Below are 22811 nucleotides of genomic sequence, written 5' to 3' on the forward strand. Positions count from 1 at the left end.
AGGGATTGAGACATAATCGGCTCCATCCCATCGTCCGTCTGCAAGGTATCCCGTGGCCCGAAATTGCTTGTCCCTCCTGATTGCTGCCTGCTGGCTGGCCGGCGCCAGCCTCCATGCCGCCGAAGTGCGCGACCTCTCCGGCCAGTGGCGCTTCGCCATGGACCGCGCGGACGAGGGCGTGAGCCAGGCCTGGTACAGGCGCGGCCTGGCTGGCAGCATCGCCATTCCCGGCATCCTGCAGGCGCAGGGACAGGGTGACGAGATCACCGCCAAGACGCCCTGGGTACTGTCCCTGTACGACAAGAACTGGGACCAGCGCGAGGACTACAAGGCGCACACCGCGCCGGGGCAGGTGAAAGTGCCGTTCCTGTCGCAGCCGCCGCGCCATTACCTGGGTGCGGCCTGGTACCAGCGCGACGTGGAAGTGCCTGCGGCGTGGAAGGGCAAGCGCGTGGTGCTGTTCCTGGAGCGGCCGCGCTGGGGCTCTACGGCCTGGGTGGGCGACAAACAGGTCGGCGCCAACCTGAGCCTGGTGGCCGAACACGAATACGACCTGGGCCTGCTGGCGCCGGGCAAGCACCGCGTCTCCATCCGCGTGGACAACCGCATGCTGATGGCGTACCGGCCGGATGCGCACAGCGTGTCCGATTCGCTGGGCATGAGCTGGAACGGCATCATCGGCAAGGTCGAGTTGCGCGCCACCACGCCGGTGTGGCTGGACGATGTGCAGGCCTATCCCAACGTGCAGGACAAGTCCGTGCTGCTGAAGGTCCGCATCGGCAACGCGGCCGGCCGCGCCGGCGCCGGCGTGCTCGCGGCGAATGGCGTTGCGCACAAGGTCAGCTGGGGCGAAGGCGGCGGCGTGGCCGAGATCAAGGTGCAGTTCCCGGCCGGCGCGCAGCCCTGGGACGAGTTCCACCCCGTGCTGCACAAGATCAGGCTGCAGCTCAAGGGCGGCGCCGCCAACGACGCGCGCGACGTCAGCTTCGGTTTCGCGCAGATTGCCGCGCGCGGCAAGGACTTCGTGCTGAACGGCCGTCCGCTGCTGCTGCGCGGCACCCACCACGGCGGCGATTTCCCGCTCACCGGCTATCCGCCCACCGACGTGGCCTATTGGCGCAAGATCTTCCAGATCAACAAGGACTGGGGCATCAACCATATCCGCTTCCATTCCTTCTGCCCGCCGGAAGCGGCTTTCCAGGCCGCCGACGAAGTGGGCATGTATCTGCAGCCGGAACCCGGCATGTGGAACGAGGTGTCGCCCGGCACGCCCATGGACAAGATGCTGTACGAGGAAACCGAGAGGATGATACGGGCCTACGGCAACCACCCGTCCTTTGTGCTGTTCAGCCCCGCCAATGAACCCAAGGGACGCTGGAAGGAGGCTTTCGACAAGTGGATCGCGCATTACCGCGTGGCCGATCCGCGCCGGCTGTACTCCAACGGCACCGGCCACACCGAGAAGGAGGTGCCGGGCCTGGGCGAGGGCACGGATTTCCTGGCCATGCAGCGCATCGGCCCCAAGCCCCTGCGCGGCAACAAGGGCTGGTTCGGCAGGGACTACGGCGAATCGCTGGCGGACATCCACGTGCCGGTGGTGTCGCATGAAACCGGACAATGGGTGGCGTATCCCGATTTCAGCGTGATCGACAAATTCAAGGGCTATCTGCGGCCGGGGAATTACGAGATCTTCCGCGACTCGCTGGCGCGGCACGGCATGGCCCACCGCAACAAGGACTTCGCCTACGCGTCCGGCAAGTTCCAGCTGAACAGCTACAAGGAAGACATCGAAGCCAACCTGCGCACGCCCGGCATGATGGGCTACCAGCTGCTGGACCTGCACGACTACCTCGGCCAGGGCACGGCGCTGGTCGGCGTGCTCGATACGTTCTGGGAGCCGAAAGGCTACGCCACCGCCAGCGAGTTCCGCCGCTTCAACGGCCGGACGGTACCGCTGGCGCGCGTGATGAAGCGCGTCTACACGTCCGAAGAAACGCTGACGGCGGAGGTGGAGATCGCGCACTTCGGCGAACGCCCGCTGGCCGATGCGCGGCCGTACTGGAAACTGGTGGACCCGGCAGGCAAGACGGTGGCCGGCGGCGAGTTCCCGGCACGGGCCATCGCCATCGGCAAGAACATCAAGCTCGGCACGGTGCGGGCCGCGCTGTCGGCGCTGCCGGCGCCGCAAGCGTACAAGCTGGTGGTGGGCCTGCACGGCACGGACGCGGAGAACGACTGGAATATCTGGGTCTACCCTTCGCAGGTGGACGCTGCGGCGCCGGACGGCGTGCTGGTGACGCACAGCTGGCCGGAGGCCGAGGCCCGCCTGGCGGCTGGCGGCAAGGTGCTGTACCTGCCGCTGGCGGCCGACCTGGACTGGAACTCGCCGCCGCTGGACACCGTGCCCGTCTTCTGGAACCGCCTGATGAACCCGGCCTGGGCCCGCATGCTGGGCGTGTGGGTGGACCGGCGCCACGCCGCGCTGTCGCAGTTCCCCACCGAATCGTTCAACGACTGGCAGTGGAACGAGCTGGTGGCCAACACCCGCGCCGTGAACCTGGACCGCCTGCCGCCGGCGCTGCAGCCCATCGTGCAGCCGGTAGACGACTGGAACCGCAACTTCAAGCTCGGCCTGCTGTTCGAGGCGCGGGTGGGCAAGGGCAGGCTGATGGTGGCCAGCGCGGACCTGGAGCGCGACCTGGAGCGCCGCGTGGTGGCGCGCCAGCTGCGCAAGTCGCTACTGGACTACATGGCCGGCAGCGCGTTCAGTCCGCAAGCCGAGCTGACACCGGCGCAGTTGCGCAGCGTGCTGTTCGACACGCAAGTGATGAAGAAGCTGGGGGCCACGGCCGCGGCGGCAGCGGGCGGCAGCGAGACAGCCAACGTCGCCAACGCCATCGACGGCGACCCGAACACCTTCTGGAGCGCCGACGGCAAGCATGGCGCGGCGCGCGAGCTGGCGCTGGCCTTCCCGCAGCCGGTGAGCTTCTCGGGCCTGGTGCTGATGCCGCGCCAGAACCATCGCGACCACGAAGGCGATGTGCGCGAGTACGTGGTCCACGTCAGCGACGACGGCGTCAACTGGCGCGAGCTGAAGCGCGGCGTGCTGGTGTCCACTTTTGACCAGCAATCCATCGACTTCGGCCAGTCCGTCACGGCAAGGCATCTGCGCTTCAGCGCGCTGTCGGGCTTCGGCAAGGATACCGGCAGCGCGCTGGCCGAGCTGGCGCTGCGCTACACCGGGCCGGCGCTGCCGGGCAACGCCGGCCCGGTGACGTACAAGCGGGTGAAATCGGCCTCGGCCGACATCGATGAGAACTTGCCGGCCGAGGAGAAGAAGCCTGCCAGGTAGCGGGCCGATAAACAGGCGTGGAACGAATCGGCCGCCGCAGGGTCGAACCTGCACAGGTAGCAGGAGGGCACCATGCACGTGGTCGATGTGACGATGCTGTATGCCGGCGCTGGCGGCGGGGTCAGCACGTATCTGGACGCCAAGGCCCGCTGGCTGCACAGCCACGGTGGCGTGCGCCACACCATCGCCAGCCCCAACCTGCCGCGCCACGCCGGCTTGCTGGCCAGTGCCGGCCCGCCTTACACGGCGGCGCTGCCGGGGCTGGGATTGCCGGGGCTCAGCGGCTATCGCTTGCCGCGCTCGGCCGCCAGCGCCGCGCGCGTGCTCACCGCGCTGGCGCCGGACCTGATCGAAGCGGGCGATGCCGGTCCCTGTGCCTGGGCCGCGCTGCGCGCGCGGCAGCGCCTGCAGGTTCCGGTGCTGGCCTTCTTCCATTCCGACTTGCCGCAACTGGTGCGGCGCCGCTTCGGCCCGGGTGCAGGGCAACTGGCGTGCCGTTACCTGCAGCGCCTGTACCGCGAGTGCGATTTGCTGCTGGCGCCCAGTGCGGCCACGGTGCAACGGCTGGAAGCGATGGGCTTGCGCGCCACGCAGCAGCCGCTCGGCATCGACACGGCGGTGTATACGCCGCAGCGGCGCGATCCGCACTTGCGCGCCGAGCTGGGCTTGCCGCAATCGGCCCGGCTGCTGGTGTATGCCGGGCGCTTCAGCGCTGGCAAGCGGCTCGACGTACTGGCGGCCGCCATCAAGCGCCTGGGCGCGCCTTATCACCTGTTGATGGTGGGCGGGCGCACACGGCGGCGCTGCGGCGCGGTGACGGAGTTGCCGTTCCAGCCGAACCCGCGCGCGCTGGCGCGCCTGCTGGCCAGCGGCGACGCGCTGGTGCATCCGGGCGACCGCGAAACGTTCGGCCTGGTGGTGCTGGAGGCGATGGCGTGCGGCGTGCCTGCGGTGGTCACCAGCGGCGGGGCGGTGGCCGAGCTGCTGGCCGATGGCGGCGGCGTGGTGGTGGCGCCCGGCAGCGCGGCGGCGCTGTGCGAGGGGGTGGACGCGCTGTACCGCGCCGGTGTGGCGGGGATGGGCGAACAGGCGCGCCGCGCGGCGTGTCCGCGCTATGACTGGAGCCGCATCCTGCCCCAGCTGCTGGCGCGCTACCGTGCCTTGCTGGCGCAGGAGGACGTCCGTGCCAGCAGTTGAGCAGCCAGCGTTGTGCGTCTCCATCCATGACGTGGCGCCCGCCACGTGGCCGGACTGCCTGCGCCTGTGGCGGACGGTGCAGGCGGTGGCCGATATGCCGCTCACCTGGCTGGTGGTGCCGCGCTACCACGGCCATGCGCAGGCAGCCCCGCCTTGTTTCGATGCGGCGCTGGAACGCCTGCTGGTGCGCGGGCACGAGCTGGCGCTGCACGGCTACCAACACCTCGATGCCGGGCCGCCGCCGCGCACGGCGCGCGAGTGGTTTTTGCGCCGTGTGTTCACGCAGGGCGAGGGCGAGTTCGCCGCGCTGGATGCGCAGGAAGCGCGCCGGCGGCTGGGCCTGGGCCAGCACTGGTTCGCGCAGCGCGGCTGGCCGCTGCACGGTTTCGTGCCCCCGGCCTGGCTGCTGGGCGAGGCCGCCTGGGCTGCGCTGGGTGAGACGCCCTTGCGCTACACCACCACCTTGCGCCGCTTTCATTGCCTGCGCCCGGCTGCGCCGGCGGCGGGCTGGGCGCGCGCCGGCATGGCTACCGCTCCGGCCGGCCTGTCGCTGCCGGCGCTGTCGCTGCCAGCGCTGTCGCTGCATTACGCGGCCCGCAACGCCGCCGGGCGCTGCTGTTCGCAGCTGGCGCTGGACGCCCTGCTGGCGCTGCAGGCAGGCCACCCCCTGGTGCGGCTCGGCCTGCACCCGCGCGACGCGCATTATCCGGAGCTGCTGCGCCACGTGCAGCGCCTGCTGGCCGCCTTGCTGGCCCGGCGCGTGCCGCTGACCAAGGCCGCCGTCGCGGAAACTGTTGTGGCTAGATGGCATTTTCGCTAGGATGTCAGAAACACGGAGGGACCATGCTAGCGCCTGCCATGCCACCGAACGAAGCGACGCGCGTCGCCACGCTCAATGCCCTGACCCTGCTGGAGGCCGGTCCCGAGGAGCGCTTCGACCGCCTGACCCGGCTGGCCAGGCGCCTGTTCCGGGTGCCCGTCGCCAAGGTGACGCTGGTGGGGGACAATGCGGTGTTTGCGCTGTCCTGTTCCGGTCCGCTGGGCGCCCCGGTGCCGCGCGAAGTGTCGTTTTGCAGCCACGCCATCCTCGGCGACGACATCATGCTGGTGCCGGACGCCAGGCTCGACGAGCGTTTCCACGACAGTCCGCTGGTGCTGGGCGAACCGCACGTACGTTTCTACGCCGGCTGCCCGCTGTTTGCGCCCAACGGCTGCAAGCTTGGCACCCTGTGCCTGCTGGACCAGGTGCCGCGCACGCTGGACGAGGAGGACATTGCCCTGTTGCATGATCTGGCCGCCATGGTGCAGCAGGAAATGGCGGCAGTGCAGATGGCCACCATGGATGAGTTGACCAAGCTGACCAACCGGCGCGGCTTCGAGATGCTGGCGCAGCAGGCTATCCATGTGTGTCGCCGGCTCGGCAAGCCCGCCTCGCTGCTGTTTTTCGACATCAACCATTTCAAGCAGATCAACGACACGCGCGGCCATGCCGAGGGCGACCGCGCGCTGCTGGCATTCTCCGAGGTGTTGCGGCATGTGCTGCGCAATAGCGACCTGATCGGCCGCATGGGCGGGGACGAGTTCGTGTCGCTGCTGCTGGACGCCAGCCAGGCCGACACCCGGTCCGCCGTTGAGCGGCTGCGGGCGGCGCTGGCCCAGCGCAATGCCGCGGACCAGCGCGGCTACGACATCGTGTTCAGCGTGGGACAGGTGGACTTCGATCCGCGCCGGCACGACACCATCGCCCGCATGCTGGCCGACGGCGACGCCGACATGTACCGCAACAAGGCGGCCATGAAGGCGCAGCGGGTGGCGCAATAGCTGCGCTCGAGTGCTTGCCTTAAGGAAATTGCGGGAGGGCAGGCATCCTAGGCGAAGCAGGATCCCCAGCCGCGCTGGATTTCCAGCTTGGCGTGCTGGATCGCCGCGTCAACGGCCAGGGCGCTGTCGGCGAACGCACTCACGCGGGGCGTGCACCAGCTGGTCTTTCGGTTGCCCCGGGACACCCGGAACTGTGGCCGCCACTGCGTACCCATCTGCACGGCGGTCGCTTCTATCATGAAGTTGCGGAAAGTGGCTTGCTGTATAGTTCCGTTTTTCATGTCATTCTCCCTGTAGGACACCATCGTCGCGCATGGCGGTGGCGGTGTCAGTGCGCAAGCGCACATACAGGCTCCGGCATGGCTTCTGGTATACTTGCCGCCCTTTCTTCAGCTCTGCCCCAGCCGGTCCGGCGCGGGACAACCATGAACGCTATCCGCAACAACGTCCTGGCCGGACTCACCACGTCCTTCGCCTTGGTGCCCGAATGCATCGCCTTCGCACTGGTGGCCCAGCTCAACCCGCTGATGGGCCTGTACGGCGCCGTCTTTATCTGCGTCATCACCGCGCTGTTCGGCGGCCGCCCCGGCATGATTTCCGGCGCGGCCGGTTCCATGGCGGTAGTCATCGTGGCGCTGGTGGCGCAGCACGGCGTGCAGTACCTGCTGGCCACGGTGGTGCTGGGCGGCGTGCTGATGGCGCTGTTCGGCCTGCTACGCATGGGATCGCTGATCCGCATGGTGCCGCACCCGGTCATGCTGGGCTTTGTCAACGGCCTGGCCATCGTCATCGCCGGGGCGCAGCTGGAGCATTTCAAGCGCGACGGCCATTGGCTGCAGGGCGCGCCGCTGCTGATGATGGCGGGCCTGGTGGCGCTGACCATGGCCGTGGTCTGGCTGTTGCCCAGGTTCACCAGGGCGGTGCCGCCGGCCCTGGCCGCGATTGCCGGCGTCGGCCTGCTGACCGCGCTGCTCGGCCTGCCCACCCGCACCCTGGGCGACATGGCCAACATCGCCGGCGGCCTGCCAGGCTTCCACCTGCCCGCCGTGCCGCTGACGCTGGAGACGCTGCGCATCATCCTGCCGTACGCGGTGCTGATGTCCATGGTCGGCTTGCTGGAAACCCTGCTGACGTTCAACCTTACCGACGACATCACGGGCACCCAGGGCCAGGCCAACCGCGAATGCGTGGCGCTGGGCGCGGCCAACGTGGCCTCCGGCCTGTTCGGCGGCATGGGCGGCTGCGCCATGATAGGCCAGACCATGATCAACCTGGGTTCAGGCGGGCGCACGCGCCTGTCTGGCGTGGTGGCCGGCGGCATGATCCTGCTGTTTATCCTGTTCCTGTCGCCATGGATCGAACGCATCCCGCTGGCGGCGCTGGTGGGCGTGATGTTCGTGGTGGCCCAGCAGACGTTCGCCTGGGGTTCGCTGCGGGTGCTGGGCAAGGTGCCGCGCCATGACGCGCTGGTGATCGTGGCGGTCACCGCCATCACCGTGGCGACCGACCTGGCGGTGGCGGTGGTGTGCGGCGTGGTGATCGCCGCGCTCAGCTTCGCCTGGCAGCATGCGCGCGAAATCCACGCCGAGCTGGACGACAGCGAACCCGGCGTGCGCACCTACCGCCCGCGCGGCACGCTGTTCTTTGCCTCCACCACGCACTTCCAGGAATTGTTTGCGCTCGCCGCCGACCCGGCACGCGTGGTGGTGGACTGCCGCCACCTGCGCCTGGCCGACCACTCGGCCATCGCCGCGCTGGAGGCGCTGCGCGAGCGCTACGCCAAGGCTGGCAAGCGGCTGGAACTGACGCACCTGTCCGCGCGCTGCAGCGCGCTGCTGCAGCGGGCAGGCTCCTCAGCGCTTGCGTGAGCCGGCCGCCACCACGGCCGCACCGGCGGCTATGGCGGCGATGCTGGCCCACAGCGGGATGTTGACGGTTTCCTTCTCCTGTACCGCAAAGGCGATCGGGCCCAGGCTGGCCTTGTGGGTTTCCTTGGTAAAGCTGATGCTGCCGAAGGTGACGCCGGCGATGCCGGCCAGGATCAGGATGGCGCCGATGAGTTTTGCGGTGTTCATGAATTTTCTCCCAGTGGATTATTATTTGACTGCAGGCACATAGTGCACTGAGCCAATTAACTCATCTGTACGGCAGCGCACCCTGGCGTCGCGCGCCACGGCGCAGCGCGGTAAAATGCCGCCACTCACCACACAGGTCTTGCCATGAATACTATTTTTGCCGTTCCCGTTTTCGATGCCACCGTCATTTACGAGGGCAACGAACTGTTCAAAGGCCAGGGCGCCGCCCGCATGTGGGCCGAAAAGCTGGCCAAGGAGCTGGAAACGCCGGTCGACGTGCGCAAGATCGGCACCGGCTGGGTGCTGTGCGGCACTGTCGACGGCGCCGACTGCGTCTGGGGCATCCACGGCCAGCGCCTGAAGCGCATCGAAGCGCAGTAAGGCCGCAATACGGCGCCGCCGGCCGCACGGTTGGCTTGCGCACAGACCGGCCGGCGCGGCCGGTGCAAGCTGCCTCCCAGGGAGGAACAGCGGATGGAAAAACCACTGCAGGCGGACCAGGGCTACGTGCGCGTGCGCGGCGCGCGCGAACACAATCTGCGGGACGTGAACGTGGACATACCGCGCAACGCGCTGGTGGTGTTTACCGGTATTTCCGGCTCGGGCAAATCGTCGCTGGCGTTCGGCACGCTGTACGCGGAGGCGCAGCGGCGCTACCTGGAATCGGTGTCGCCCTATGCGCGGCGGCTATTCCACCAGATGGCGGTACCGGCAGTGCAATCCATCGAGGGTTTGCCGCCGGCCGTGGCGCTGCAGCAGCAGCGCGGCGCGCCCACCACGCGCTCATCGGTGGGCAGCGTCAGCACCTTGTCCAATTCATTGCGCATGCTGTACTCGCGCGCCGGCGACTATCCGCCGGGGCAGGAGCTGCTGTACGCCGAATCGTTCTCGCCCAATACACCGCAGGGCGCCTGCCCCGACTGCCACGGGCTGGGGCGCGTGTACGATGCCACCGAAGCGTCCATGGTGCCGGACGACAGCCTCACCATCCGCGAGCGCGCGGTGGCCGCCTGGCCCACCGCCTGGCACGGCCAGAACCTGCGCGACATCCTGGTGAGCCTGGGCTACGACGTGGACATGCCGTGGCGCGACATGCCGCGCAAGGACCGCGACTGGATACTGTTCACCGACGAACAGCCCACCGTACCGGTCTACGCGGGGCTGGACCCGGCCGACGCGCGGCGCGCGCTCAAGCGCAAGGAGGCGCCAAGCTACCACGGCACGTTTACCGGCGCCCGCAAATACGTGCTGCAGACCTTTGCCACCACGGAGAGCGCGTCGATGAAGAAGCGCGTGGCCCAATACCTGGTGAGCGCCGAGTGCCCGGCCTGCCGGGGCAAGCGGCTGCGGCCCGAGGCGCTGTCGGTCACGTTCGCGGGGCTGGACATCGGCGCCATCGCGCAGTTGCCGCTGCAGCGGCTGGCCGCGCTGCTGCAGCCATACGCGCTGGGCATCGCGCCGGCAGGCGGCAAGGCCGGGCGCCGCCGCGCCGCCGTGCTGCACCCCGAGAAGGTGATCGTGGTGCAGCGCATTGCGCAGGACCTGGCGGCGCGGCTGGAGGTGCTGCTGGACCTGGGCCTGGGCTACCTGAGCCTGGACCGCAGCACGCCGACGCTGTCGCCTGGCGAACTGCAGCGCCTGCGGCTGGCCACGCAAGTGCGTTCCAGCCTGTTCGGCGTGGTGTACGTGCTGGACGAGCCATCGGCCGGGCTGCATCCGGCCGATACCGAGGCGCTGCTGCGGGCGCTGGACCGGCTCAAGGCATCCGGCAATTCGCTGTTCGTGGTGGAGCATGCGCTCGATGTGATCCGCCACGCCGACTGGATCGTGGACGTGGGGCCGCTGGCCGGGGAGCATGGCGGGCGGGTGCTCTACAGCGGGCCGCCGCCGGGGCTGGAGCGGGTGACGCAGTCGCGCACCGCGCACTACCTGTTCGGCAAGGCTGCGCGCCCGAGGCGGCCGCTGCGCCAGGCGGCCGGATGGCTCAAGCTGCGCGGCGTGGTGCGCAACAACCTGCACAAGCTCGATGCGGACTTTCCGCTCGCCGTGCTGACCAGCGTGAGCGGGGTGTCGGGGTCGGGCAAGTCCAGCCTGGTGAGCCAGGCGCTGGTGCAACTGGTGGCGGCGCAGCTGGGGCAGCAGCCGGCCAGCGGCGGTGAAAGCGATGACGCGCTGGCCGATGGCGGCCTTGGCATCGGCGCCGGCGAAGGCGCGGGCCGTGCCCTGGCCGGCCGCATCGCCGGCGGTGCGGCCGGCCTGGGCGGTTTGCGCCGGCTGGTGCAGGTCGACCAGAAGCCGATCGGCCGCACGCCGCGCTCCAACCTGGCGACCTACACCGGCCTGTTCGACCACGTGCGCAAGCTGTTCGCCGCCACCCGGCAGGCGCGCGCCCGGCGCTACGACGCCGGGCGTTTTTCCTTCAACGTGGCCAAGGGCCGCTGCGCCAACTGCGCGGGGGAAGGTTTCGTGATGGTGGAGCTGCTGTTCCTGCCCAGCGTGTACGCGCCTTGCCCGGTGTGCCACGGCGCGCGCTACAACGCCGAGACGCTGGCGGTGCGCTACCGCGAGCGCAACGTGGCCGAGGTGCTGGCCATGACGGTAGACGCGGCCTGGGACTTCTTCGCGGACGAGCCGCCGCTGCGGCGCGCGCTGGACGTGCTGCGCGAAGTCGGGCTGGGCTATCTCAGGCTGGGCCAGCCGGCCACCGAATTGTCCGGCGGGGAGGCGCAGCGCATCAAGCTGGCCACCGAACTGCAGCGCGTTGCGCGCGGCAACACCCTGTACGTGCTGGACGAGCCGACCACCGGACTGCATCCGTCCGATATCGAACGGCTGCTGGCGCAGCTGCACGGGCTGGCCGATGCGGGCAATACCGTGGTGGTGGTCGAGCACAATATGCAGGTGCTGGCCGGCAGCGACTGGATCATCGACGTCGGCCCCGGCGCGGGTGAGGCGGGCGGCCTCGTCGTGGCGGCAGGCACGCCGGCCGACGTGGCGCGGGCCGCGGCCAGCCGTACGGCGCCTTACCTCAAGGATGCCATGACCCGCAATTGAACGGGAAACATGGCCCGCACAGTCCCCATTTGCTGGACGTGACCCGTGATTGTCCGTAATGTTGTTCTTGGATGAGCAGTTCATCCGATAACACGAGGACAGGTCATGAAAATAGCGGTGGTAGGGGCTGGAATTGCCGGGCTGGCGTGCGCGCACCGCCTGGCGCAGCAGGGCCAGGACGTCACGCTGTACGAAGGCGGCGGCTGGTTCGGCGGCCACAGCAACACGGTGGACGTCACGCTGGACGGCGTGACGCACGGCGTCGACACCGGATTCCTGGTCTATAACAACGCCACCTATCCCCACTTGACGCGCCTGTTCGCGGACCTGGGCGTGGAAACGGCCGGCACCGACATGTCGTTCTCGGTCAAACTGCCGCTGGGTGAAGGCGAGGGCCAGCTCGAATGGGCGGGCGCCAGCCTGGCCACCGTGTTCGCCCAGCGCCGCAACCTGCTGCGGCCAGCCTTCCTCGGCATGCTGCGCGACATCCTGCGCTTCAATCGGGCCGCCACGGCATTGGCAACCGCATTGGCCGACGGCGGCACGCCCGGCAGCGGCCTGTCCGCCGCCACAGGCACCGCCAAGCTGTCGCTCGGCCACTACCTCGACCTGCACCGTTACGGGCAGGCTTTCCGCGACTGGTATTTGCTGCCGATGGCGGCCTGCATCTGGTCCTGCCCGACCGGGCAAATGCTGGAATTCCCGCTGGCCAGTTTCGTGCGCTTCTGCCACAACCACGGGCTGCTGCAGGTGAGCGGCCGTCCCCAATGGCGCACGGTAAAAGGCGGCTCGCGCGAATACGTGCGGCGCATGCTCGAGGGCATACCCCAGCGCCGCCTGAACACGCCGGTGCGCTCGCTGCGCCGTTCTGCTGCCGGCGGGGCGCTGTCGGTGGCGCTGTGTACCGATGGCGGGACGGAGCTGTTCGACGAGGTGGTGCTGGCTTGCCATAGCGACCAGGCTCTGGCCTTGCTGGAGCGGCCCTCGAGGGCCGAGCGCGAAGTGCTGGGCGCGATCGGCTATCAGCCGAACCGCGCCGTGCTGCACACGGACAGCAGCTGCCTGCCGGCGCGGCGCAAGGCCTGGTCGGCTTGGAATTACCAGGGCGGGGTGGACGAACTGGGCACGCCGCGCGTGTGCGTGCACTATCTGCTCAACATGCTGCAGCCGCTGCCGTTCACCACGCCGGTAATGGTGTCGCTCAATCCCGTCGGGGAACCGGCGCCGGGCAGCGTGCTGGCCAGCTTCGACTACGCGCACCCGGTGTTCGACCAGCGCGCGGTGGCGGCGCAGGCGCGCCTGGCGGCGCTGCAGGGCGAGGGCCATGTGTGGTTCGCAGGCGCCTGGACCGGCTACGGCTTCCACGAGGACGGGCTGAAGTCCGGCCTGCAGGCCGCGGCGGCACTGGTGCGGAAATCGGCGCTGAGCCATGCCGCATAAGGAACGCGACGCCATCCAGCTGTGCCTCGGCCAGGTGCGCCACAAGCGCTTGAGGCCGGTGCGCAATGCCTTCAGCTATGGCGTGTTTTATCTGCGCGTGCCGGTGCACGCGCTGGCGGCCGGCGTGCCTGCGCTGCGCTGGTTCTCGCGCAACCGCTTCAACCTGCTGTCCTTCCATGACGCCGACCACGGCGACGGCGCGCAGCCGTTGCACGCCTGGATAGGCGGGCTGCTGCAGCGGCACGGCGTGCACGACGCGGACGGAGCCGTGTGGCTGCAGACCATGCCGCGCATGCTCGGCTATCTGTTCAATCCGGTGTCGTTCTGGTTTTGCCATCGCGCCGATGGCAGCCTGCGCGCGGTGCTGTGCGACGTGCGCAATACTTTCGGCGAGCGCCATTTGTACTTGCTCGAGAACGGCGGGGCCATCGCCAACGGCGCCTTGCTGCAGGCGGAAAAGGCATTTCACGTGTCGCCGTTTTTGCCGCTGCGCGGCAGCTATCGCTTCCGTTTCGTACGCGCGCAGCGCGGCGCGGAGCCAGGCGCTGGAGGCGACCGGCACCTGGCCTGCATCGACTATCTGGACGGGCCCGAGCTGGCGCTGTCGACCAGCATCAGCGGCACCGCGCAACCGCTCAGCGATGGCGCGGTGCTGCGCGCCTGCGCCATGCATCCCTTGCTGACGCTGGCTGTGATGGCCAGGATCCACTGGCAGGCTTTGCGCCTGTGGTGCAAACGCACACCCTTCTTCACCAAACCCGCAGCACCCAACGAGGACCTTTCGAAATGACTACTCCCTTGCCGATGACAGGCTGCGTCCTGAAGCGCGCTGCTTCCGCACACGGCAGCCACAGTGTGAACCGGTTTGCAGCAGGCGCGCCGGCTGCGGCGCGCCTGCTGCTGGCGGCGCTGGCGCGCCTGCGCCATGGCGCGCTACTGCTGCAGGCGCCCGACGGCGCCACGGCGCTGTACGGCGAAGGCGCCGCGCCTGTTACGCTGCGGCTGGCCAACTGGAAGCTATGCGGCGCCGTGCTGCGCTCGGGTGACATCGGCCTGGCCGAGAGCTTCATCGCCGGCGACTGGAGCACCGACAATCTGCCCGGCCTGGTGGAGCTGCTGGCGCGCAACCGCGCGGAACTCGAATCGCTGATGTACGGCAGCTGGTGGGGCAGTCTGCTTTACCGTGTGCGCCACCTGCTGAACCGGAACTCGCGGCGGGGAAGCAGGAAGAATATCCATGCCCACTACGACCTTGGCAACGCGTTCTACCAGCGCTGGCTGGACCCCTCGATGACGTATTCGAGCGCGCTGTTCCTGGAGCCGGGCATGAGTCTGGAACAGGCGCAGGCCGCCAAGTACGGCCGCATCCTGGCGCAGTTGCAGGTGGAGCATGGCGCGCGTGTGCTGGAGATAGGCTGCGGCTGGGGCGGTTTCGCCGAAACGGCGGCGCGCGCCGGCGTGCACGTGACGGGGTTGACGCTGTCGCGCGAACAGCTGGCCTACGCGCAGGTGCGGCTGGCCAGCGCGGGTCTGGCCGAGCGGGCCGAGCTCCAGTTGTGCGACTACCGCGACGCCGGCGGCCAGTACGACGCCATCGCCTCGATCGAGATGTTCGAGGCGGTTGGACAGCAGTACTGGCCCGGCTATTTCGCCTGCCTGGCGCGCAAGCTGAAGCCGGGCGGGCGCGCGTGCGTGCAGACCATCACCATCGCCGACGAGCTGTTCGAGCGCTACAGCAAGGGCACGGACTTCATCCAGCAGTACATTTTCCCGGGCGGCATGCTGCCTTCGCAAGCCGAGTTCCGGCGGCACGCGGCGCAGCACGGGCTGCGGGTTGAGCAGGAGCTGCGTTTTGGCCGCGACTACGCGGAAACGCTGCGCCGCTGGCGCGCAGCGTTCCTGCGCGAGCAGGAGCAGATTGCGCCGCTGGGCTTCGATGCGCGCTTCATGCGCACCTGGGAGTTTTACCTGGCCTACTGCGAAGGGGCATTCGACGCTGGCAACACCGACGTGGTGCAATTCACCCTGGTGAAGGACTGACATGAAAGCCGAGCGTGCCGGGCGCGCCAGCGCGCGCCCGCCGGCGTGGAGCCGGGCATGGACCTGGCCGAGCACTCGGGCGGCACGCTTGCTGGCCGCGCCCATGCTGTTGGCCGCCACCTTGGCCGCCAGCGCGGGCGCGTCGGCGGTGACGCCTCCGGCGCCGCTGGCGATCGTGGAAGACTTGCAGCCAGTGCGATTGGCCGGCGAGGGCAGCTACCGCTATTTCGGGCTGCTGATCTACGATGCGCGCCTGTGGGTAGGGTCGCAAGGCTACCGCGACAGCGAACCGGGCGCCGCGCCGTTCGTGCTGGAGCTGCGCTATGCGCGCAGCTTGCAGGGCGGCCGCATCGCCCAGGCCAGCGCCGAGCAGATGGAAAAGCTGGGGCTGGGCAGCGCCGAGCAGCGCCAGGCCTGGCTGGAGACCATGCGTGGCATTTTCCCCGACGTGAGGGAGCACGACCGCATCGCCGGCCGCTATGTTCCGGGGCAGGGCGTGCGCTTCTACCTGAACGGGGCGCCGCTGGCCGGCCGGCGGGAGGCGGGCATGGACCCCGCCATGGACGACAGGTTCGCCCAGGCTTTCTTTGCCATCTGGCTGTCGCCGCGCACCACCGCGCCGTCGCTGCGCAAGGCGTTGCTGCGCGACGCGGCGCCCAAGCCATGAGTGCGCACCCGCCGCCGCGGCCGTCGCCGCCGCTGCCGACACCGTCCGGGCAAGCTGCGCCGGGCCCGCCGTCGCGGGCCGCACCGGCATCGCCGGAGGTGTCGTCGTACGCGCTGTTCGCGCTGCCGTTGGCAATGGTGGCGTTGCCCGTCTATCTGTTCGCGCCGCCCCTGTATGTGCGGGGCGGTGGCCTGGCGCTGGCGCAAGTGGGCGCGGCGCTGCTGGCGGTGCGCGTGCTTGCCGCGCTGGCCGATCCGCTGCTCGGCTGGTGGATGGCGCGCAACCGGCGCGGCTATGCATGGCACGTTGCCTGGTCGTTGCCGCCGCTGCTGGGGGGCTACGGCGCGCTGTTCCACCCGCCGGCGCTGTCCGGCGGCGCCTTGCTGGCCTGGTTCGCCGGCGCGCTGGTGCTGGTCTACCTGGGCTACGGCCTGGCGACGATCGCCCACCAGAGCTGGGGGGCGGCCATTGCCGCGTCGCCCCCGGAGCGGGTGCGGCTGATGTCGGCCCGCGAAGGCTGCGGCCTGCTGGGCGCGGTGCTGGCGGCCGGGTGCAGCGGCGTACTTGGCTACGGTGCGCTGGCGCTGGTCTTCGGCGCCTGCCTGCTGCCCGCCGCGTGGCTGCTGCTGCGCCGCGTGCCCCGGCCTGCAGGCGGCGAATTTCCCGCCGAGGTGAACGGTCTGGCCGCCTTGGCGGCGCCCTGGCGCAAACCGCGCTTCCGGGCCCTGTTCGCGGTCTACGCGGTGAGCGCGCTGGCCGGCGCAGTGCCTGCCACGCTGTTCGTGTTCTTCGCAGCCGACCGCCTGCTGTTGCCGGATAGCTGGGCCGGGCCGCTGCTGGTGCTGTACCTGCTGGCTGCGGCCGCCTCGATGCCGCTGTGGTCTGTGCTCGCGCGGCGCCGGGGAGAGGTCGCCGCCTGGCAGGCCGGCATGCTGCTGTCGGCGCTGATCTTTATCTGGGCTTATGCGCTTGGTCCGGGCGACGGCGCCGCTTTCGCCGTCATCTGCGTGCTGACCGGGATAGCCGGCGGCGCGGACCTGGCGCTGCCGCCTGCCTTGCTGGCGGGCCTGATCGCCGCGCCGTGGCGTGCCGAGGCCGGCGCCGCCGCTGCAGGCGCGCCGTCGGCAGCGCCTTACTTCGCGTGGTGGAACTGGTGCGCACAGCTGGCGCTGGCGCTGGCGGCGGGCGGCGCATTGCCGCTGCTGGCCCTGCTCGGTTATGAGCCGGGCGGCGCTAGCCCTGGACCGGGTGCCGGCCCAGCGGGAGGCATGCCCGACGTTGCCGTGGCGGCAATGGCGCCGCAGGGCTCGGGCGCGCTGGCCGCCACCTATGCGCTGCTGCCTTGCGCACTGAAACTGCTGGCCTGGCTGATGCTGATGCGCGCCGCCAGGGGCAGCCTGAATGACTTGAATGGGAGAAATCAATGAGAGCGACCATACTGCGGGCCTGCTTTGCCGGTGCGGCCCTGAGCGCGCTGCTCGGCGGCCTGGCCGGCTGCGCGGCGCCCGAACCGGCCCACTACGCGGCCGAAAAGCCCTTGCTGGACGTGCAGCGCTACTTCAGCGGCCGCGTGCTTGCCTACGGCATGTTCCAGGACCGCGGCGGCGCGGTGAAGAAGCGCTTCACCGTCACCATGCTGTGCACCTGGCAGGGCGACACCGGCACGCTGGACGAGGAATTCCTGTACGCCGACGGCAGCCGCCAGCGCCGCGTCTGGACTCTGCGCAAGACGGGGCCGGGACGCTACACCGGCACGGCGGCGGACGTGGTGGGCCAGGCCCTGGGCGTGGTGGCGGGCAACGCGCTGCGCTGGAACTACGTGCTGGCGTTGCCGGTGGACGGCCGCATCATCAACGTCGATTTCGAAGACTGGATGTTCATGATCGACGAGAACGTGATGCTGAACCGCGCCGCCATGAGCAAGTTCGGCGTCGATCTCGGCTCGGTCACGCTCACCTTCATCAAACCCAAGGACGGCGATGGCGCTCAATAAGCCGATCGGCGACTGGCATGGCCGCTGCGTCTGGATCATCGGGGCCTCCAGCGGCATCGGCGCGGCCACCGCGCGCCTGCTGCTGGAACGGGGCGCCAGCGTGGCCGTGTCGGCGCGCCGCGCGCCGCTGCTGGAGACGCTGTGCGAAGGCCAGCCGCGCGCGCTGGCTGTGCCGCTCGATATCACCGATGGGCCCAGCCTGCACGCGGCGCGCGAGCGCATCGTGGACAACGGCTGGCGCATCGACCTGGTGCTGGTGGTGGCGGGTGGCTACCACGCCATGCGCGCGGACAGCTTCGATCTGCGGCAGGCCAACCAGCTGCTCGATCTGAACCTGCGCGGCGTGTACAACTGCCTGGACGCGGTGCTGCCGGCACTGCTGAAGCAAGGCGGGGGCGGCATCGGCATCGTGGCGTCGGTGGCCGGTTATGGCGGCTTGCCGAAGGCGCTGGCATACGGCCCGACCAAGGCCGCGCTGATCAACCTGACCGAAACGCTGTACCTGGACCTGGCGCGGCGCGGCATCGGCGTGTACCAGATCAATCCCGGCTTCGTGGATACCGGGCTCACTGCCGGCAATGACTTCGACATGCCCGCGCTGATCACGCCCGAGGCGGCGGCCAAGGCACTGCTAAGCGGCCTGGAACGTGGCCGCTTCCACATCCACTTCCCGCGCCGCTTCAGCAACAGCATGCGTCTGCTGCGGCTGCTGCCCTACAGCGCCTACTTCTGGATGGTACGAAAGGTAACCGGACTATGAATGAAGCACTGCATCTGCAGCTGGACCCCATGCGGCGCCTGGTGCGCTTTTACGAGACACTGGAGCCCGGCACGCTGGGCCAGGTACGCGGCGTTTACGCGCCGGACGCATTTTTCAAGGATCCGTTCAACGAGGTGCGCGGGCACGCGGCCATCATCGGCATCTTCGAGCATATGTTCAAGCGGGTGGAGGAGCCGCGTTTTCTGGTGACGCAATTCATGGCGCAGGACGGGCAGGGCTTCCTGACCTGGGAATTCCGATTCGGCATGCGCGGCGTAGCCGGCCGGCAGACCATACGCGGCGCCACCCATCTCGAATTCGGCGCCGACGGGCGCGTGTCCATGCACCGCGATTACTGGGACGCGGCGGAAGAGCTGTACGAAAAAATTCCGCTGCTGGGCGGCTTCATGCGCCTGCTCAAGCGCCGCGCCCGCAGTTAGGCGGGCCGGCGAAACCGCTACTCGTCCAGCGACGGCGGCAGCGGCAAGCCGTCCGCGCGCGCCAGCCGTTCCAGCGCTGTTTCCAGCATCACCCGCGCGTGGCCTGCCGAGTTGCTCAACTCCTGGTGCAGCGCCGCGTCGTCCTCGTTGCGGGCGGCGCATTGCTGGCTGTAGCGTTCGAAACTGCCCAATATCATCAGGATGTCGGCCAGGTGGCGCGGGCATTCGCAATTGATGCTGTTGGGCGCGCTGGCCAGGATGGCCAGGGCCTGTTCGTCCAGGCGGCGCGGCGGCGCCGGCGGCGTGACCGGCAGCGACTGCAGCGGCAGCCCGGCCAGCGCGGAACTGCACAGCACCGCCACCTCGGCCGGGTCGGCCGGCACGCGCGCTACCAGGCAGCCTTGTTCGCGCAGGCGGCGCACGGTGGCGCTGTCGCAGAAGCGGTACATCACTACCAGCGCGGCGCCCGGCACGGCAGCGCGCGCGGCGGCGATCAGCGGCACGGTGTCGGCCGACATTTCGGAGGATTCGATCAGCAGCACGTCGGCGGCCACGCCGGGCAGGGACGCCGGCACGGCGTCCAGCGTGGCGCAGGTGTGGACAATGTCCAGCGCCGGTTCGGTGCGTACGGAGGCCAGGCGGCGCGCCATGGCGGCGCCCACCACGGCCACGCGCAGCGGCGCGGCTGCGCCCTCGCGCGCCAGTTCGGGCGCCGGCGGCAGCGCGCGCGCCATGGCGGCCAGCTCGTCGAAGGGCAGGGCGGCGACGGTGCCGATCGGATGGCCCAGGTCCACCACGCGCTTGAGCAGGCCGAGGCGGCGTACCTGCTCGGCTGAGTACAGGCGCTGGCCGTGCGGCGAGCGGTCCGCGCCGGACACGCTGTAGCGGCGTTCCCACACGCGCAGCGTTTCCACCGGCAGCCCCGCCAGCCTTGCGGCCACGCCGCTGCGGTATGCGCCCCTGGTTTCCGCGCCGGCTGTCGCCTGCCCGGCCAGGCCATGGGCGTCGGTCTTCGGGGCCGCCTTCGGGTTGGTCTTTTGATCCGCCTTCTTGTCCGCCACGCTCTGCCTCTTGCTTGGAATATCGTTCCCGATTCTAGCAGGCCGGCCGCTCCGGCGGGAGGGGCGTTGCGTCGCGCGCCGCTGAGGCCACGCCCGCGCGGCGCCGGTGCCTCATCCGCCCTTGGGCGTATCGCGGCCCGGCCGGTCGTCGGCCAGCTGCCCGGCGCCGCTGTCGACCGGCATGCCGGAACCGCGCGTGCCGCGCTCGCCGGATGTGGGGCCGCCCTGCGGCGCCCCGGTCCGCGCCGACTGCTCGGATTGGACGGACTGGCCGTGGCGCTGGGACGAGAAGTCGCCCGCGCCCCGGTCCACAGTCGTGCGTCCGGGCTCGGTCGACGGCATGCCGTCGCGTTGCGGCGTGATGACGTTGTTGGCGGGGTGCCCGTTGGCCACGTTGCCCGCCGCAGCCTGTTGCGAATTGCGCGGATCGGCATCGCGCTGGTCTTTGCCGCCGGTGTTGCTGTCGTTACTGGATGCCATGGTGTTCTCCTGACGGAATCGGTGCATGGTCAGTATGGGAGCCGGCCGGGAGTGCATGAAGGGGCGCACGTCCCGCGCTGTTGTAAGACGGTGCCGACATCGGCTGGGCGCGGCCCTATTGCGCGAAATGCACCCGCATCTTGGAAGGGCGGGGCTGCGCGATATGGTCCAGCGGCAGCTCGGTCACCTGCTTGACCTTCTTCAGCGAGATGTTGGACTTCACGTTGGTGACCCCGGGAATGCGCAGCAGGTGGTTCATCATGAATTCCGAGAACGAAGCGAGGTCGTGCGACACCACGCGGATCACGTAGTCCGCCTCGCCGGTCACGGAGAAGCACTCCAGCACTTCCGGCAGGTCGCTGACGGCTTGCTCGAAGGTGTCGCCCCAGGCGGTGCCGTGGCGGTCAAGGGTCACATGGACGAAGGCCATCACGCCCAGGCCCACCACCAGCGGGTCCAGCATGGCGGCGTAGTGGTCGATCACGCGCGCCTCTTCCAGGCGCTGGATGCGGCGGCTGACCTGCGAGGTGGACAGATGCACTTTCTCGCCGATGGCGCTGTTGGTGGCGCGGCCGTCGCGCTGCAATTCGGCCAGCAGGGCCAGGTCGTGCCGGTCTACGCTGATGGTAGTCATGAGTTTCGTCCTTTCCATGCACGTTTTGTGCAGATTCCACTGGTTATTGCGCACATTATGAACGAAACGTTCGCAAGAAATAGATAAAATTTCTCTATTACTAGAGGAGATCTGCATGACTACGCAATTGTGGGACAACCCGATGGGCACCGATGGTTTCGAGTTCATTGAATACGCAGCGCCGGACCCGGTCGCCATGGGCAAGACCTTTGAAGCCATGGGCTTCACGGCCATCGCCAAACACCGCTGCAAGAATGTGACCTTGTATCGCCAGGGTGAAATCAACTTCATCATCAACGCCGAGCCGGATTCGTTCGCGCAGCGCTTCGCGCGCCAGCATGGCCCGTCCGTGTGCGCCATCGCTTTCCGCGTGCAGGACGCAGGCAAGGCGCACCGCCGCGCGCTGGAACTGGGCGCCTGGGGCTTCGGCGGCCAGCCGGGCCCGATGGAACTGAATATCCCCGCCATCAAGGGCATCGGCGATTCGCTGATTTACCTGGTAGACCGCTGGAAGGGCAAGAATGGCGCCACGCCGGGCGCCATCGGCGACATCAGCATCTACGACGCGGACTTCGAAGCCATCCCCGGCGCCAACCCGAACCCGGTTGGCCATGGCCTGACCTATATCGACCACCTGACGCACAATGTGCACCGTGGCCGCATGGCCGAATGGGTGAGCTTCTACGAGACGCTGTTCAACTTCCGCGAGATCCGCTACTTCGACATCGAAGGCCAGGTTACCGGCGTGAAATCGAAGGCCATGACCAGCCCGTGCGGCAAGCTGCGCATCCCGATCAACGAGGAAGGCACCGACCGTCCGGGCCAGATCACCGAATACCTGAACATGTACAACGGCGAAGGCATCCAGCACATCGCCATGGGCAGCGGCGACCTGTACGCCACGGTGGACGCGCTGCGCGCCAGCGGCATCAATCTGCTCGACACCATCGACACCTACTACGAGCTGGTGGACCGCCGCATCCCGGGCCACGGCGAATCGCTGGCGGAACTGAAGAAACGCAAGATCCTGGTCGACGGCGCGCCGGGCGACCTGCTGCTGCAGATCTTCTCCGAGAACCAGCTCGGCCCCGTGTTCTTCGAGTTCATCCAGCGCAAGGGCAACCAGGGCTTCGGCGAGGGCAACTTCAAGGCCCTGTTCGAATCCATCGAACTGGACCAGATGCGCCGCGGCGTGCTGGAAGCCGTGTAAGGATCTCCTGGGCGGGGCCCATCGCCTTTGCGGGCGGCTGCCTCGTTTCTCCCAATAATATCGACAGCGAGGCGTTCGGTCTGCGGATACTCGCTACTGTCTATGGCGCTGTCCTTTGCGCGGCAGCAGAGCGGCGACACGCGGCAGCCGGAAGAAGCGATTGCCCCGGCAGTCAAAACCTGGCTCCGCGAACGCCGTGGCAATCCCGCCAGCCGGGGTCTCAATGGCAAGAACTGTTCCTGCCGCACGGCACGGAACGGCAGCACCGACTTCTGGTAGCCCTGCGGGCCGTCCACCTGTGCCGTAGTTATATGTTTTCGGAATACTGTTTCACAAAGAAACGATTGGTTTGCAATTGACTAGCTACGTAGGATGCAATGTAGCAGGCAAAACAATAAACCGACGAGAGAAACAGGTACTACCAAGTTCCTACATTCATATAACTATCGGAGACAAAATATGCCTAACAACAATATGCGGAAAACCGTACTGGCGGCGCTCATCGCCGAAATGCTGGTGGCGGGTTCCGCGTCCGCGCAAACCGCAGCCGAACCGGTGGAGGCCGGCGCCAAGGTCATCGTCAGCGG

Annotated in this window: 21 protein-coding genes; 16 read left to right on the plus strand and 5 right to left on the minus strand. The window is 68.7% G+C overall.

Annotated features, from left to right (window positions below; translation table 11 throughout):
* Window positions 1-67 precede the first annotated feature (67 nt).
* From AC6H42_RS18780 to AC6H42_RS18795, 4 genes are all read left to right on the plus strand, one after another.
* A complete protein-coding gene (locus AC6H42_RS18780; RefSeq protein WP_497548686.1) occupies window positions 68-3352 on the plus strand; it encodes a DUF8487 domain-containing protein in 3285 nt (1094 codons plus the stop codon).
* Window positions 3353-3424: 72 nt separating this feature from the next.
* Window positions 3425-4549: a glycosyltransferase gene (locus AC6H42_RS18785; protein ID WP_229418078.1), complete on the plus strand. Its 1125-nt coding sequence runs from the start codon at window positions 3425-3427 to the stop codon at window positions 4547-4549.
* Window positions 4536-5369, plus strand: a complete 834-nt coding sequence (locus tag AC6H42_RS18790; protein WP_497548687.1) for a DUF2334 domain-containing protein — start codon at window positions 4536-4538, stop codon at window positions 5367-5369. The genes AC6H42_RS18785 and AC6H42_RS18790 overlap by 14 nt, the downstream gene beginning before the upstream one ends.
* A gap of 23 nt (window positions 5370-5392) precedes the next feature.
* On the plus strand, window positions 5393-6370 hold the full coding sequence (locus AC6H42_RS18795) for a GGDEF domain-containing protein (protein WP_497548688.1): 978 nt from the start codon (window positions 5393-5395) through the stop codon (window positions 6368-6370).
* 47 nt (window positions 6371-6417) lie between these two features.
* Here the strand turns inward: AC6H42_RS18795 and AC6H42_RS18800 are convergent, their stop codons facing one another.
* Window positions 6418-6651, minus strand: coding sequence for a hypothetical protein (locus AC6H42_RS18800; RefSeq protein ID WP_157200835.1), 234 nt, complete (start codon window positions 6649-6651; stop codon window positions 6418-6420).
* A 144-nt stretch (window positions 6652-6795) separates the two neighbouring features.
* Here AC6H42_RS18800 and AC6H42_RS18805 point away from each other — a divergent pair, with 144 nt between their 5' ends.
* Window positions 6796-8238 (plus strand): SulP family inorganic anion transporter, encoded by a 1443-nt coding sequence (locus AC6H42_RS18805; RefSeq protein WP_057153937.1) that lies wholly within the window; start codon window positions 6796-6798, stop codon window positions 8236-8238.
* Here AC6H42_RS18805 and AC6H42_RS18810 read toward each other — a convergent pair.
* Complete coding sequence (locus AC6H42_RS18810; protein ID WP_057153938.1) at window positions 8224-8445, minus strand: hypothetical protein; 222 nt, start codon at window positions 8443-8445, stop codon at window positions 8224-8226. The two genes, AC6H42_RS18805 and AC6H42_RS18810, sit on opposite strands and share 15 nt — an antisense overlap.
* 144 nt (window positions 8446-8589) lie before the next feature.
* Between AC6H42_RS18810 and AC6H42_RS18815 the strand changes: the two genes are divergently transcribed.
* From AC6H42_RS18815 to AC6H42_RS18860, 10 genes are all read left to right on the plus strand, one after another.
* Complete coding sequence (locus tag AC6H42_RS18815; protein ID WP_057153939.1) at window positions 8590-8826, plus strand: hypothetical protein; 237 nt, start codon at window positions 8590-8592, stop codon at window positions 8824-8826.
* A 93-nt stretch (window positions 8827-8919) separates the two neighbouring features.
* The gene (locus tag AC6H42_RS18820; RefSeq protein ID WP_497548689.1) at window positions 8920-11499 is read left to right on the plus strand and encodes an excinuclease ABC subunit UvrA; all 2580 of its coding nucleotides are present in this window, start codon (window positions 8920-8922) and stop codon (window positions 11497-11499) included.
* A gap of 105 nt (window positions 11500-11604) precedes the next feature.
* Complete coding sequence (locus tag AC6H42_RS18825; RefSeq protein ID WP_057153941.1) at window positions 11605-12939, plus strand: NAD(P)/FAD-dependent oxidoreductase; 1335 nt, start codon at window positions 11605-11607, stop codon at window positions 12937-12939.
* The gene (locus tag AC6H42_RS18830) at window positions 12929-13729 is read left to right on the plus strand and encodes a DUF1365 domain-containing protein (RefSeq protein WP_497548690.1); all 801 of its coding nucleotides are present in this window, start codon (window positions 12929-12931) and stop codon (window positions 13727-13729) included. Before AC6H42_RS18825 ends, AC6H42_RS18830 begins: the two co-directional genes overlap by 11 nt.
* Window positions 13726-14979 (plus strand): SAM-dependent methyltransferase, encoded by a 1254-nt coding sequence (locus AC6H42_RS18835; RefSeq protein WP_229418079.1) that lies wholly within the window; start codon window positions 13726-13728, stop codon window positions 14977-14979. Before AC6H42_RS18830 ends, AC6H42_RS18835 begins: the two co-directional genes overlap by 4 nt.
* 1 nt (window position 14980) lies before the next feature.
* Entirely contained in the window at window positions 14981-15646 is a 666-nt protein-coding gene (locus AC6H42_RS18840) for a chalcone isomerase family protein (protein ID WP_497548691.1), read from the plus strand.
* The gene (locus AC6H42_RS18845) at window positions 15643-17073 is read left to right on the plus strand and encodes an MFS transporter (protein WP_497548692.1); all 1431 of its coding nucleotides are present in this window, start codon (window positions 15643-15645) and stop codon (window positions 17071-17073) included. The genes AC6H42_RS18840 and AC6H42_RS18845 overlap by 4 nt, the downstream gene beginning before the upstream one ends.
* Entirely contained in the window at window positions 17070-17639 is a 570-nt protein-coding gene (locus AC6H42_RS18850) for a DUF3833 domain-containing protein (protein ID WP_082551612.1), read from the plus strand. Before AC6H42_RS18845 ends, AC6H42_RS18850 begins: the two co-directional genes overlap by 4 nt.
* Window positions 17626-18399 carry an SDR family NAD(P)-dependent oxidoreductase gene (locus AC6H42_RS18855; protein ID WP_057153944.1) on the plus strand — a complete coding sequence of 258 codons (774 nt, stop codon included), beginning with the start codon at window positions 17626-17628 and terminating at the stop codon, window positions 18397-18399. The genes AC6H42_RS18850 and AC6H42_RS18855 overlap by 14 nt, the downstream gene beginning before the upstream one ends.
* A complete protein-coding gene (locus AC6H42_RS18860) occupies window positions 18396-18839 on the plus strand; it encodes a nuclear transport factor 2 family protein (RefSeq protein ID WP_497548693.1) in 444 nt (147 codons plus the stop codon). The genes AC6H42_RS18855 and AC6H42_RS18860 overlap by 4 nt, the downstream gene beginning before the upstream one ends.
* 17 nt (window positions 18840-18856) lie before the next feature.
* On the opposite strand, the gene AC6H42_RS18865 is transcribed toward AC6H42_RS18860, so the two are convergent.
* From AC6H42_RS18865 to AC6H42_RS18875, 3 genes are all read right to left on the minus strand, one after another.
* Entirely contained in the window at window positions 18857-19900 is a 1044-nt protein-coding gene (locus AC6H42_RS18865) for a MerR family transcriptional regulator (RefSeq protein WP_229418081.1), read from the minus strand.
* A gap of 111 nt (window positions 19901-20011) precedes the next feature.
* Window positions 20012-20380 carry a hypothetical protein gene (locus AC6H42_RS18870; RefSeq protein ID WP_057153946.1) on the minus strand — a complete coding sequence of 123 codons (369 nt, stop codon included), beginning with the start codon at window positions 20378-20380 and terminating at the stop codon, window positions 20012-20014.
* Window positions 20381-20495: 115 nt separating this feature from the next.
* Entirely contained in the window at window positions 20496-21014 is a 519-nt protein-coding gene (locus AC6H42_RS18875; protein WP_057153947.1) for an Lrp/AsnC family transcriptional regulator, read from the minus strand.
* Window positions 21015-21129: 115 nt separating this feature from the next.
* Between AC6H42_RS18875 and hppD the strand changes: the two genes are divergently transcribed.
* Window positions 21130-22224, plus strand: a complete 1095-nt coding sequence (hppD, locus tag AC6H42_RS18880) for a 4-hydroxyphenylpyruvate dioxygenase (protein WP_497548694.1) — start codon at window positions 21130-21132, stop codon at window positions 22222-22224.
* Window positions 22225-22811 lie beyond the last annotated feature (587 nt).

The sequence above is a fragment of the Massilia sp. NBRC 108631 genome, assembly GCF_059704565.1.